Source organism: Proteus sp. G2673 (assembly GCF_009915125.1).
GTDB lineage: Bacteria > Pseudomonadota > Gammaproteobacteria > Enterobacterales > Enterobacteriaceae > Proteus > Proteus penneri.
On the sequence record NZ_JAABLT010000020.1, the window covers coordinates 366,985 to 379,921 of the forward strand.

Annotated in this window: 13 protein-coding genes and 1 tRNA gene; 5 read left to right on the plus strand and 9 right to left on the minus strand. The window is 36.6% G+C overall.

Features of this window, described 5'->3' with window-relative positions:
• Window positions 1-29 precede the first annotated feature (29 nt).
• A complete protein-coding gene (locus tag GWI59_RS11670; RefSeq protein WP_161724700.1) occupies window positions 30-464 on the minus strand; it encodes a hypothetical protein in 435 nt (144 codons plus the stop codon).
• 482 nt (window positions 465-946) lie between these two features.
• On the opposite strand from GWI59_RS11670, the gene GWI59_RS11675 reads away from it, so the two are divergent.
• The gene (locus GWI59_RS11675) at window positions 947-1,720 is read left to right on the plus strand and encodes a nucleotidyltransferase domain-containing protein (protein WP_161670924.1); all 774 of its coding nucleotides are present in this window, start codon (window positions 947-949) and stop codon (window positions 1,718-1,720) included.
• Window positions 1,721-1,835: 115 nt separating this feature from the next.
• Here GWI59_RS11675 and GWI59_RS11680 read toward each other — a convergent pair whose 3' ends face one another.
• From GWI59_RS11680 to GWI59_RS11695, 4 genes are all read right to left on the minus strand, one after another.
• Window positions 1,836-2,024, minus strand: a complete 189-nt coding sequence (locus GWI59_RS11680) for a DapH/DapD/GlmU-related protein (protein WP_161670968.1) — start codon at window positions 2,022-2,024, stop codon at window positions 1,836-1,838.
• 341 nt (window positions 2,025-2,365) lie between these two features.
• Window positions 2,366-2,442: transfer RNA gene (locus GWI59_RS11685), tRNA-Pro, on the minus strand.
• Window positions 2,443-2,527: 85 nt separating this feature from the next.
• Window positions 2,528-4,264: an LPS biosynthesis-modulating metalloenzyme YejM gene (gene yejM, locus GWI59_RS11690; RefSeq protein WP_115065263.1), complete on the minus strand. Its 1,737-nt coding sequence runs from the start codon at window positions 4,262-4,264 to the stop codon at window positions 2,528-2,530.
• A 26-nt stretch (window positions 4,265-4,290) separates the two neighbouring features.
• On the minus strand, window positions 4,291-4,518 hold the full coding sequence (locus GWI59_RS11695; RefSeq protein WP_115065264.1) for a YejL family protein: 228 nt from the start codon (window positions 4,516-4,518) through the stop codon (window positions 4,291-4,293).
• Between the two features lie 155 nt (window positions 4,519-4,673).
• On the opposite strand from GWI59_RS11695, the gene yejK reads away from it, so the two are divergent.
• Window positions 4,674-5,678 (plus strand): nucleoid-associated protein YejK, encoded by a 1,005-nt coding sequence (gene yejK / locus GWI59_RS11700; protein ID WP_109400868.1) that lies wholly within the window; start codon window positions 4,674-4,676, stop codon window positions 5,676-5,678.
• A gap of 83 nt (window positions 5,679-5,761) precedes the next feature.
• On the opposite strand, the gene rplY is transcribed toward yejK, so the two are convergent.
• Window positions 5,762-6,046 carry a 50S ribosomal protein L25 gene (gene rplY, locus GWI59_RS11705; RefSeq protein ID WP_006537318.1) on the minus strand — a complete coding sequence of 95 codons (285 nt, stop codon included), beginning with the start codon at window positions 6,044-6,046 and terminating at the stop codon, window positions 5,762-5,764.
• 144 nt (window positions 6,047-6,190) lie between these two features.
• Entirely contained in the window at window positions 6,191-7,954 is a 1,764-nt protein-coding gene (locus tag GWI59_RS11710; protein WP_109847560.1) for a DEAD/DEAH box helicase, read from the minus strand.
• 180 nt (window positions 7,955-8,134) lie between these two features.
• Here GWI59_RS11710 and rsuA point away from each other — a divergent pair, with 180 nt between their 5' ends.
• The 3 genes from rsuA to GWI59_RS11725 all read left to right on the plus strand — a co-directional run bounded on the left by rsuA (window position 8,135) and on the right by GWI59_RS11725 (window position 10,930).
• Window positions 8,135-8,839, plus strand: a complete 705-nt coding sequence (gene rsuA / locus GWI59_RS11715) for a 16S rRNA pseudouridine(516) synthase RsuA (protein WP_072062747.1) — start codon at window positions 8,135-8,137, stop codon at window positions 8,837-8,839.
• Window positions 8,840-8,876: 37 nt separating this feature from the next.
• A complete protein-coding gene (locus GWI59_RS11720) occupies window positions 8,877-10,061 on the plus strand; it encodes a Bcr/CflA family multidrug efflux MFS transporter (RefSeq protein WP_115065265.1) in 1,185 nt (394 codons plus the stop codon).
• Window positions 10,062-10,582: 521 nt separating this feature from the next.
• On the plus strand, window positions 10,583-10,930 hold the full coding sequence (locus tag GWI59_RS11725) for a YejG family protein (RefSeq protein WP_072062745.1): 348 nt from the start codon (window positions 10,583-10,585) through the stop codon (window positions 10,928-10,930).
• A gap of 116 nt (window positions 10,931-11,046) precedes the next feature.
• Here GWI59_RS11725 and mepS read toward each other — a convergent pair whose 3' ends face one another.
• Window positions 11,047-11,661 carry a bifunctional murein DD-endopeptidase/murein LD-carboxypeptidase gene (mepS, locus tag GWI59_RS11730; protein WP_006537312.1) on the minus strand — a complete coding sequence of 205 codons (615 nt, stop codon included), beginning with the start codon at window positions 11,659-11,661 and terminating at the stop codon, window positions 11,047-11,049.
• 361 nt (window positions 11,662-12,022) lie between these two features.
• The gene (locus tag GWI59_RS11735; RefSeq protein WP_161724703.1) at window positions 12,023-12,730 is read right to left on the minus strand and encodes a phosphatase PAP2 family protein; all 708 of its coding nucleotides are present in this window, start codon (window positions 12,728-12,730) and stop codon (window positions 12,023-12,025) included.
• Between the last annotated feature and the right edge of the window lie 207 nt (window positions 12,731-12,937).

Here is a 12,937-nt window from a genome sequence, read left to right on the forward strand (position 1 = left end):
AGTTTGCTACATTATTTGGGTATAATTTATTATAAGTGTTCCCAGCATCCTGAATAATTCCAATCTGTAATAGTCCCTTTTTTATTAGCAACAAAATTATTTGTACAAATTGTCGATTGCCCCCATCCATTATTCTGTGTCCATTTCCATGTGTATTGTGTGCCACCATCTGTTCTTTTATGTGTGTTACTAGGACTGCCCCAAGACATAACAAGATCATCTACGGATTTGCCAACCCAATACGATCTACGCGCTTTGAACTCTTCTATCTGCTTTAATCTCTCTAACCTTGCTTTACTTGGTACTTCTTGCTCTTGGTTTTGTAAAGCTTGTTTATGTTTAGCTCCAGGTACTCCAGTAAGAGCATAAGTTAAGTCTGAAATAGCATCACGATCTCTTTGGGTACAACCATTTAGAATGAATAAGGAGAAGAAAGAAATAGCGAAAATTAATTTGTTAATCATAATAATCCTTTGTTGCATTAGTAATTAATGCCATATATTTAATAATCATATCTTAAATTTTAAAATAAAACATTTAATAAATTTATTTATATTATATAGTTATCTATTGAGTGACTTAAAAATTTTCTGCTAATAATGAACATTACACATGTAAATACCATCAAAATAACAAGAAAATAAAATATTGAATTGTATTTATCCATAAATAATAAAATCATAAATAAAGTAACCAAATTCTAGCTATTAAGAAAATCAAGTGGTATACCTTGTTGATAAAATATCATTATTGATACGACAGCTATCATATTTATACCTGTTAGCTCAGGTTTGAGCTAACAAGTTTCGTAGGTAGAAATATAACTAAATATGATCGCCTGCTTTGAGCGAGAAGCAGACATTAAGATATAATAGTTTGGATGCGAGAATTTCAGGCTCAAAATGCCTATTATCCAGAAAAGTAACATTAGCAAACAGGAAAATAGATGGCCACCGATCATAACGATTTTATATCCCAGCCCAAATACGTGGAAATTCAACCTGCATTCTCACGTATAATTGAATGCGTTGTGACAAATCTAACTCATTGCTTTCCTGACCTTATACACAGTATATACGTATACGGAAGTGTAGCTGAAGGCAGAGCAGAGGAAGGTAGGTCTGATTTGGATATGACAGTCATTTTCAAACATGAACTCGATCGGGCTACTAAAGAACAATTTGCAACTGTTCAGTCTGTTCTTGAAAAAAATAATCCCGTTATCAGTAAAATTGATTTTGATTGTGGTCTGCTGGGACAGGTTCTCGATCCAAATAATGTACTCAGTTGGGGATACTGGATTAAACATCACTGTCACTGCGTTTATGGTGAGGACTTGAGTCATCACTTTCAAGCTTTCAAACCTTCAAAAGCTATTGCAGTAGCTGTGAATGGTGACTTTATGCAGGTTCTGGACAAACTAGTAATTCAAATAAAAACATCTTCTAACGAAAACAAAAAGTTACAGCTTCAGCGCTCTGCTGCACGAAAACTTATCAGAGCAACCAACATCCTTCGTAGTGAACAAGATAATGACTGGCCTGACTCTCTACATGAGTATCGTGCTAAATTTAACTCACGATATCCTGCACTAGCGGAAGATATGGATTACCTATTGGAAATTAGCATTAAACCCCGAAGTGGCATAACAGACTTCGAAAAACGGGTTATGGCATTTGCCCGCTGGCTTAGCTCTGAATTTAATAGCCAAAAAGCCTAACCAGATGCTCTTGTTAATCTCTTAAATAACCAACGCCCGCTTCTAGCACAGAACAGTCTGTCAATTTAGAATCGACTCTGTATCATACCTGTATTAGCTCAAATCTGAGCTAGTATTATATAATGAAATTATTTTTAATATGAGACTCTATTATTGTGTTCTTTTCTTTTGGGGTAAATACGACTCTATCAGGAGGTATGTCTTTATCAATAAAGCTCATTGCTCCAATCATAACATTGTCACCAATATGTAACTCATTACCAATGATATATGAGTTAGCACCAACTGTTACATTATTACCTATCTTGGATCAGAAAAGACAATGTCCATAAACAGATAGCCATAAGGGTTATCTGCAGATAAACGAGCTTCTTCTAACTGAGCAATATATTCAGCATTATTGATTTCGAGTTTAATCATAGCATCACCTATTTAACTGTGTTTTTATACAGTGATTTATATAAGGTAACGAATAGAATAGCAAGGAGAACAGGGCAATTTTATCAGCTAAAGAAAGGGGGATTTTGAGAGATGATTTGTCGTCGTTTTACCAGAGTTTTACCAGAGTTTTACCAGAGTTTTACCAGTGGCAAATTTCAGACATAAAAAAACCAACCGTAAGTGGTTGGTTTTCTTAAATATTGTTGGTCGGCATGATAGGATTTGAACCTACGACCCCCGACACCCCATGACGGTGCGCTACCAGGCTGCGCTACATGCCGTTTGTGCCCTGTATATTACTGCTTTTGACTGCTAAAGCAACCCTTTGCTAATTAAGTGACGTAATTTTATACATCACTAATTACGCTAGCGTTCAATAAAGCGTTTTTGTTCGGCAAGAACTTGGAGTAATAATTTTAAGTCAGGTTTTGCAGAGCTAATTTCTTTTCCTGATTTATCAAATAAAGCATACCGACCATGTTTATCTATCAACAAGGTATTATCTTGTAAAAAGACGACAAATGCCTCGTCATCACCTGTAAAAATCCATGGATGATTACGGGTAATTGCGAATAAATCTTCACCTTGTGAATAGTTATCTGCTGGACTAATGACATGCAAAACATGCTGCATCAAGGTTGTCATAACATCTTGATGGCTTGTCATTCTATCAATAACTTGTGGCGTCATATTAGGCCAATGTATTATCAATGGCACTTGTGATTGGCTTAAATTAAAAGTGGTCTTATCTAACAGCCACTGATTAACCTGCTTCTTATTGTTGTCTTGATGATAGCTAGAAGTGACAACAACTACAGTATTATCCAGCGTTTTGGTTTCTTGTAATGTTTTAAATATTGTTTCTAGTTGATCATTTAATGTAGCGCGCTGCGACGCATTATTGGTGTGACCATTAATTTGTAAGAAAGAGAACCAAGGGCTAGTTTGACTGTTTTTGATTAACCACTTATTCCAACTATTAATAGTGGCACTGTTATCACCACTGCGTGAAGTTGGGAGAGAGAAATCTGATAACACAGCTTGTTTAAACAATGGTGTTTGGAAACCATTAGTTGAAAACATTGCTAATTGATAGTTTCGATAACTTAATGCATCGAAAAGTGCAGAGTTTTTTCTGCTACTTAATACACTGTCTAAATAAGAAGGTGAAATACCATAAAATAGGCCAAATAATGCAGTGTCATTATTAATACCTGATGAATAATGTCTTGAAAAATAAAGACTATTTTGTGCGAATTGTTGCAAGCTTGGTAAATCGGACACTTCTTCGTTACCTAAACCATCAATGACAACTATCAGCACGTTATAAGAATAGGTGTCCTTGGCATAGATTAATGGAGCAAGAGGATAGGTGATACCTTGCGCTGCTGGATTACCTTCACTGATAACACGTTGCTCATATTCTGATTGATTAATAAAACCATGACGTTCAAGAAATTTACGCGCCGTCATTGGATACGATAATGGTAAATTGGCACGTTGCATGGTGATTGGGCGATAGAAATTAGCATCAGCCCAGATTGACATTGAGTGAGATAATATAAAGCAAGTAATAAAGACACCAGCTAATGGTTTACCCCAACGTTGGCGATTTAAGCTACGTAATTTTTGCCAACTCCATGTTGCAAAAAGCATTTCAATAAGAAAGATGATGGGAATGCCAATAAAAATAAGTTGCCATTCACGTGCCATTTCACCTTCATCTGGATTAATCACAAGATCCCAAACAAGTTGAGTCAAATGGAGTTGAAATTGCTGGTAAACGGCGATATCAAAAATAAGGATAGTTAAACCTGCACTGGCAAGAGCACAGGAAATAACTCTAAGTAGCCGTTGGGAGACCGCGACAAAGGTGAGAGGAAAAAGGATGAGTATATAGATAGCAAAGACAATAAAACTAAAATGTCCCATCCAGCTCACAATAGCGTAAAAACGACCAGCAAAAGTTGCAGGCCAATCAGAAATAAACAGGTAACGGCTCCCAAGCAGTAAGCTTAGAATAATATTAAATAGCGCAAACCAGTGACCCCAACTGATCATTTGGGAGACTTTTTCACGATAGGACTGAGGTTTCGTTACCATGTCTATAAATAATTTTTCTATGTTTATTAGTGAATATTGTCTTCATCAATTGAAGCACGCAATGCGTGAACAAAAGAGTCAGTAATCAGCATTCGTTGAGCAGGGGCAATACTTGTATTAATTAAGTTTGTCACCATGTTCCCCAACACCATCAAAGAAAGATCTGTAGGAGTATGATGTTTTTCAAGAACGCTGACAAGTTCTGCAAGTAATTGCTCAACTTGTTCATCACTATAACGGGATTTTTGTGGCATAAAATCTGAATTCCTACTATATGAATAAAACGCTATATATTACCGTATTGCTAGGCCTTTTTCCGCTATTAAATTAATTAATTTTCCCTTGATACTGAAAGTAGGGAGTGTTTGAATACGCGCACGAGAAAGAGAAGCAATAGAAGAGGACGGCCATGAGTCTAGATATTAGTCAGTTAGTCTTACATCAGCTTATCAAGCGAGATGAGCAGACATTAGAAGTTGTGCTACGTGATTCACTCTTAGAAATTGAACCCGTTGTTCAGGAGATGATTGAAGAGTTACATCGTGTATACAGTGCAAAAAGTAAAGCTTATGGTTTGTTTAATGAAGAAAGCGAATTAGCAGAAGCACTGCGCTTACAACGTAAAGGCGAAGAGAACTTTTTAGGTTTTTCACGAGCAGCAACCGTGAGACTAAAAGATGAATTAGCAAAATACCCTTTTGCTGAAGGTGGCACTGTTCTATTTTGTCACTATCGTTATTTAGCGGTGGACTACCTTTTAATTGCTGTACTTAGTAGCTGTAACAGTATGTGGGTAAATGACAGCCTTGATGTGTCATCAACACGTTATTTAGATATTCCTCATGCAGACATTATTGCTCGTATCGATTTAACTGAGTGGGAAACGGCACCCGACTCTTTACGTTATTTAACGTTTTTAAAAGGTCGTGTTGGACGTAAAGTCTCTGATTTCTTTATGGATTTTTTAGGTGCTCAAGAAGGTTTAAACGCTAAAGTTCAAAATAAAGGCTTATTACAAGCGGTTGACGATTTTTGTGAAGCCTCAGAAATGGGTAAGCAAGAACGTCAAACTTGTCGTGAGCAAGTATATAGCTACTGTAATGAGCAATTACAATCGGGCGAAGAAATTGCCTTAACAGAGCTTGCTGAAGAATTACCCTCTTTGGGCGATCAAAACTTTGCTCAATTTACTGAAGAGAAAGGCTATGAATTAGCTGAAACATTTCCAGCAGATCGCAGTACGCTACGTCAGCTGATGAAGTACTCGGGAAGTGGTGGTGGATTAACAGTGAATTTTGATGCGAAATTATTAGGAGAGAGAATATTCTGGGATCCAGCAACAGATACGCTCACAATTAAAGGTACACCGCCTAATTTACGTGATCAGCTACAACGTAGAGCATCAGAAAAATAATTAAACAGTAGAAACAAATAACGCCACATCAAGTGGCGTTACATGCTCGGCGTCCCGAAAAATAAAGCTCGAAGGGTGGCTTATTAAGCGCGCAGGAAGTCGATATGAGTAATTTTTGGCTTATACTCGTGACGTTGCACTGCTTTAACTTTAACTTTAGTTTCTTTGCCATCGATAACCAGGTTTACGAAATCTGAATAGAATTCTGATTTGTGTTCTTGGTTGATTACTTCGTTGTGATCTAAATCGATAGCGATTGGCTCTTCATTTCCGCCATAAACGATAGCAGGAAAACGGTTAGCCACACGCAGGCGGCGGCTCGCACCCTTACCCTGCTCTTTACGTACAGTTGCATTAATAGTTAACATCTTTTTTCTCTTATGAAAAAGAAAGAAAATACATACTTGTTACAGGCGACCCAGCAACAAGCTCGAGATTTGGTTTATCTAAAAATAGATAAAGCGGGGCGCATTTTAACGAAAAAGTCCACTAACAGCAAATATAAATCCAGATTAATACAAGGTATCTGCTTTTCGATAGCGGCCTGTATAGTCAAAAATCTTATTTCTTATCTTCCAAAAGCGCTCTCTTTTACCTTTATGTGCGACTATAAAGTCGGGGTGACGTAACAAATCAAATTGTTTAATAATGTCGTTGGCATTATGCCAAACAAAAGGGACACCTGGTGCGCGTTGATGTTCACGTAAGAATTTTAATTCGAATACTTTTCGTTGTGCTGGAGTGGTTAGTCGAAAACGTTCAGAGACAGAAGTGCCTTCTTCATCGTAATAATTGATGTCTAACCATTCTCCTTTAGCATCATTCCCAGATTGAAATTGCATGCCTCCACAGCGCAAAACAAGCGCTCCTTTTAGCTTTAATGCGGCTTTAAGCATATCATCAGGATCAACTAATATTTCATCACAGTGAACACAACGACGTGCTGCAATATCATTTTCTTCATTACAGTGGGGGCATAATTTAAAGCGGAAACGAAATTCACACTGCTGTTTTTGCCCATGTTCATTGAGTTCCCAGCCTTGGCAGCGTCGACCATAATGTTCAATAATATCGCCATCAGCATCCACTATTCCCCAAAATGTATTAGCAAATTGGCAAACAGGGCAGAATACTTGTACAGGTTTACTATTTGGATTGGGTTTTTTAGTACCGACTTCGGGTAGATAAAGATCATGAGGATTACCTGCATAATCTAAAATTAGGCATTCTGTTTTTCCTGCAAATAATCTTAATCCTCGCCCTACAATTTGCTGGTATAAACTTACAGACTCAGTAGGGCGTAGAATAGCGATTAAATCAACATGAGGTGCATCAAAGCCAGTTGTTAGTACGGCCACATTGACCATATAACGTAATTGCTGCTGCTTAAAACGAGAAATAAGATCATCACGTTCATAAGGTGGCGTATCCGCGCTCACTAATGCCGCTTCATCTTGAGGCAAAAGAGAAAGAATTTCTTTTGCATGTTCAACGGTGGCTGCAAATATCATGACGCCACGACAGCTTTCTGCATATTCAATAATCTGTGAAACAATATGAGGCGTAATACGTTTTTGTCTTTTTATTTCACGATTAAGATCTTCTTCATTAAATATTCCATTTTGACTTGTTCGGACTTGGCTAAAGTCATATTGCAAAATAGGCATATCTAATCGAGTTGGGGGTACTAGAAAATGATTGCTTATCATATAGCGCAAAGGTAATTCATAAATACAATCACGGAAAAAGCAGTCTTCATTGCCTTTGATCATACCGTGATAATGATATTGATAAATCCACCCTGTAGGTAAACGATAAGGTGTTGCAGTTAATCCTAAGATCCGTAATTGTGGATTAATAGATTGTAATTGTTTAATGACTTGCTGATATTGACTATCTTCAGACAAACTAATGCGATGGCATTCATCAATAATAAGAAGGGAAAAAGTATCATTAAACTGCGATAAATTACGGGCAACAGATTGCACACTACCAAAAACAACTTTTCCGCTACTCTCTTTTTGTTGTAAGCCCGCAGCAAAAATATCCGCAGATAGACCATAAGCCTCATATTTGCTATGGTTCTGTTCTACTAATTCTTTTACGTGTGCTAGCACCAATACGCGTCCGCGCGCTCTTTTAGCAAGTTCAGCAATGACTAAACTTTTTCCTGCGCCAGTAGGTAATACAATTACCGCAGGTGTATTGTATTGGCGAAAATAAGAGATGGTCGCGCTAACAGCATCAAGTTGATAAGGTCTGAGTGTAAAAGCCATAACTCTACATAAGAAATCAAACGGAGCGTCAGCGTAACATTTTTTTATGGGTAGCGCGAATAAGGAGGAGTATAGAGCGTGATAGTTTATTTATAAATTAATTAGTTGTTTTATTGTTAATATTCATTTTTAATAGATGCCTCATATCAGATGGTATTCTTCCATTTTTCAGAGAAATTCATGCGATTAGATAAATTTTTATCCCAGCAATTGGGTATTAGCCGTAGCTTGATCCTTCGTGAATTAAGAGCTGGGCTTGTAACAATTGATGGCGAAATGGTGAAAAGCGGTTCAACTAAAATTGCACCAGAGCAAGAAGTAGCTTACGACGGTAAGGTTTTAACTCAAATTTTAGGGCCTCGTTACTTTATGTTGAATAAGCCAATTGGTTATGTATGTTCAACAGACGATCCTGTCAATCCAACTATTCTCTATTTTATTGATGAACCGTTAGCTCATAAATTACATGCTGCTGGTCGTTTAGATATTGATACAACAGGGCTTGTTTTATTAACAGATAATGGTCAATGGTCACATCGTATTACGGCGCCAAAACATCATTGTGAAAAAACTTATCTGGTTACATTAGAAGAGCCGATTGGAGAGGGTGTTGCTGAACAATTCCAAAAAGGTGTACAACTCAATGGTGAAAAAGATCTGACTAAACCCGCCAAATTAGAAATTCTTACACCAACAGAAGTGAAACTCACTATTAGTGAAGGCAAATACCATCAAGTGAAACGTATGTTTGCAGCAGTGGGGAATCATGTCAGTGCATTACATCGTGAGCGTATTGGCGATATCACATTAGATGAGACTTTAGCTGAGGGAGAATATCGTCCATTAACAGAAGAAGAGATCAACAGCATTCACTTACCTCAATAATTATTATCTGTTCTGTCGTCTTTGGGAGTTTATCTGCGTGCAACAGCAACGTTCGTCGTACCTTGGTCTCATTTTAATATTGGGACTTATTTCCATGCTTATGCCATTGGCTATAGATATGTATTTGCCAAGTTTACCAACTATTGCGCAAGATTTTGGTGTGCCTAGTGGCAAAGTGCAAATGACATTAAGTATCTATATTTTTGGCTTTGCTATTGGACAATTAGTCTATGGTCCTATGGCTGATAGTTTGGGGCGTAAGCCTGTCATTTTGGGTGGCGTAATTGTTTTTGCTTTTGCCTCTAGTGCATGTGCATTATCTGAATCAATAGATATGCTAATTGGCATGCGTTTTTTACATGGTTTTGCTGCTGCTGCGGCAAGTGTTGTGATTAATGCATTGATGAGAGATATGTTTTCTAGAGATGACTTCTCTCGAAGTATGTCTTTTGTTGCGCTTGTCATGACCATCGCGCCATTATTAGCACCACTATTAGGCGCTTGGGTGATGAATTGGTTTTCATGGCATGCTATTTTCTGGAGTATCGCGATAGCTGCTGTGATTGCATCGGCATTAATTGCTTTTTATATTCCAGAAACATTACCCAAAGAGCGTCGCCAACGCTTTAGCTTAAGAGTGACATTTAGCCAATTTATTAGTCTGTTTAGAACACGTCGTGTCCTTTGCTATATTTTGGCTTCAGGTTTTTCTTTTGCTGGCATGTTTTCATTCCTTAGTGCTGGTCCTTTTGTCTATATCGAATTACATGGCATTCCATTTGATCAATTTGGATTATATTTTGGTTTTAATATCATCTTCTTAATTTTGATGACAAGCATTAATGGGCGATATGTTCGTCGATTTGGTGCGTTGAATATGTTACGCCTAGGATTAACGATTCAATGTTGTATGGGGCTTTTTTTATTGTTGGTGGTTGCTCTTGATTTACATTTCTATTTCCTTGTTGTGGGGGTAGCAATGTATGTGGGAGGGATTGCGATGATTACATCGAATGCGATGGCCGTTATCCTTGATGATTATCCCCATATGGCCGGGACAGTTTCTTCTCTTGCAGGAACAGTGCGTTTTGGTGTGGGTGCTTTAGTTGGAACGGCTATTGCTATGCTACCAGCTAAATCAGAATGGCCAATGGTTAGTTCTATGGCATTCTGTGTACTGTTTGCTATGGGTTTTATTTTGCTTGCTCGTCGTTATAAATAAGCACATCACGCTATAAATAACAGAAATTTATAGCGTGTTTATCTTTTCTTTCTTCTATTTTTTCTAAAAACATCACATCTTCCTCTATTATATTTCATGAATCGTTTCAAATTAGTGCGTTTTTTTGATTTGAATCAATATTTGATGTTGTTTTTTTGTTAAATTAAGTGAAATTTATTTTAATATTCATCTACTATTGTTTTGTCGATATGAAGCATCGTGATAAAAATTGATGGATTGTTTTACTTTAATACGTAATATTTTATACAATTATTTTATATGGTTGATAAAATGTTAAATAAATGAAAGAATAATTGAAGAGATTAAGTATTGCAGACATGAATATCTGCAAACACACTAAGCTAAATGAATGGTTTGATATGTCCCTTTGCTTATTTGTAAAATAACTGTAACGTTCATGTTGTATGATTAACAAGGTTCTAATATGCGTGTGAGCAAGTCAGTTCAAACTCGTATTGATGATGTATTAAATTAACGTGTTGATGAAACAGGATTGATTTGTGGATAATGTACAACTTTCGGTAGTTCATAAGCTGCCGCTGAGTTATCGGTGGCTAGCAGGTTTTGCAGGTACAAGAGTAGAAATACTGCCTGAAAATGATGCTGGAAAGCAAAATACGCTAATTGGCTTAAAATTATTAAGTCATGATGGTATGACACTGGATGAAGCAATACAGAATTTGCGTCAGTATCTGAGTAATCTCCATATTGATAGCGTTGTGATTGAGTGGGATGGCGCTCCTTGCCTTTTCCTTCATAGCGACGATGAATGTGCTGCATTATGTTGCTTAAAAAACGCGGGGGTCGCTATTGCTGAGCCATTCCCAACGGCATATTCTTATTTATAATACCTATTAATGTTATAAAACTAATGGAATTAATTTGCGGTTTACGCATAGTCAAGAATATAAAAAAAGCCTCATTAATGAGGCTTTTTTATTGTAATAAGATATAAGGGAATTAATTATCTTAATACATTTTGCGAAAGGGTGTTTTCAGCAAGTGCTGTATCATTTTTGTCAATAACACGTCTTGCAGCATAAAAGCGTTTATTCCAGTATGTATTAGACATTTCTGACACTGTTACGCCGTTACTGGTGGATGCATGTACAAATTTATCATTACCAATATAAATTCCAACATGGCGCATAGTACGGCCTGTTTTGAATAGAACGAGATCGCCAGCTTGTAATTTTGATTTATTAACCTGAGTACCGGAGAACTGTTGGTCTGAGGTTGAGCGAGGAAGTTCTACACCAAATTGGTCAAGAAAAGTTCTTTGTACAAAGGCAGAACAATCGATGCCTCTTTTAGTATTTCCACCTAAACGGTAAGCAACGCCTTTCCAGTCTGCATATTGGTCAAGTATCTTGGATTTTATATCGAGATTCTTCACCAATGATTCAAATTCATCTTGCGATGCTTGGGAAATAGATGTGCTTGATGATGTATTTAGTGGGGCGGTGCTTGAATTCGCTAAGCGTGAATTTGCGTTCTGTGAGCTACATGCCGATAGTGTAGCTACAACAATGAACGCCGGTATGAGCTTAAGCATTCTCATATACGGTTTTGTTCTCATTGTGACAGATTTCCCTTACATCCTTACGTGCAAAAGTGCACATGAATATTCACCAAATAACCAGAGAATATAGTGTAATTTAACTCTGGCAACCTTATTTCGCGAAAAACGTGCTCTAAAGCACGTAAATATCCACATTAAACAATAAATAATGAGGAAACTAGAAAAGTGTACAGAAAGAGGAACTAAATGGCGAGAGAAAAGAAGCTTAATTTACAAAACATTAGATAATAAAGTGCTAATACTTAAAATAGATCTCATTTTGTCATAATAATATCATTTAATTGTCAAAAAAATGACCAAGAGAATAAGTGCGATATTACACTTATTCTCTTTTAATAAATGAGATGTGTTTTCTCTTTTATTTTTTAAAAGGGAGATGTTTTTCTAATTGTCTGACAATAATGTCTGATAATGGTGTAATTAATAACCAACTTGTTGTGATTAAAGTTAAAGAAACAGAACCGACTAATATATCTGATGCCCAGTGTGCGCCGGCCATCACTCTTGGTAATGAAAATATGACAGTAATGAGCAGCGCACATACGAAAGAACGAAACGAGAGGTAACGTAAGATAAAACTACAAAAGATAAGTAGCATTAAACCATGATCGCCAGGAAAACTATCACCTGAGGCATCTTTTGTTGGAATGCCAGTTATAACACCCACTCTATGTGCATCTTGAAAATAAAGTGTTGGGCTGGGTCTTTCTATTGGAAGATTTTGTCCAATTTGATTAATCAGTACAGCGCAGACTACCATCACTAATCCCACCATTATAAGATGGCGTTTACCTTTATAATCTTTTTGACGAAAAGTATTGTAATAAAGTGCACCCATCACCAACAAAATAACCAAATCAAACTTTCTATTATTGGTATAAGCCACAAAAGAAGCAAAAAAAGTATCAGGCAAAATATGCTGATTAAAAAAATAAAAAATATGGGTATCAGTTGATAGCCAAAATCCATGTTGTGCCGGAAGATACCAAGAGAAAAAAATAATTAAGCCTGCAAGATTAAGTAGAAAGATAGCCAGTGCTTTTTGGTGAAAATTAGAAAGTTTCATAGTAATAAAATAACAAATTTCCGTATATTTTGTGATCTAGATCACGAATTGTCTAATTTTGATTATAGGACTATAACCAAAATAAAAAAATAGATCTTTGCAATTAGTTGTTCATACAATTGTTACACTTTGGTTTCATTTCTGTTGGATTTTTTTGTACCCACTTAACCGAAATTTAGAATATTTTTTTTTGATACTCTTAATTTG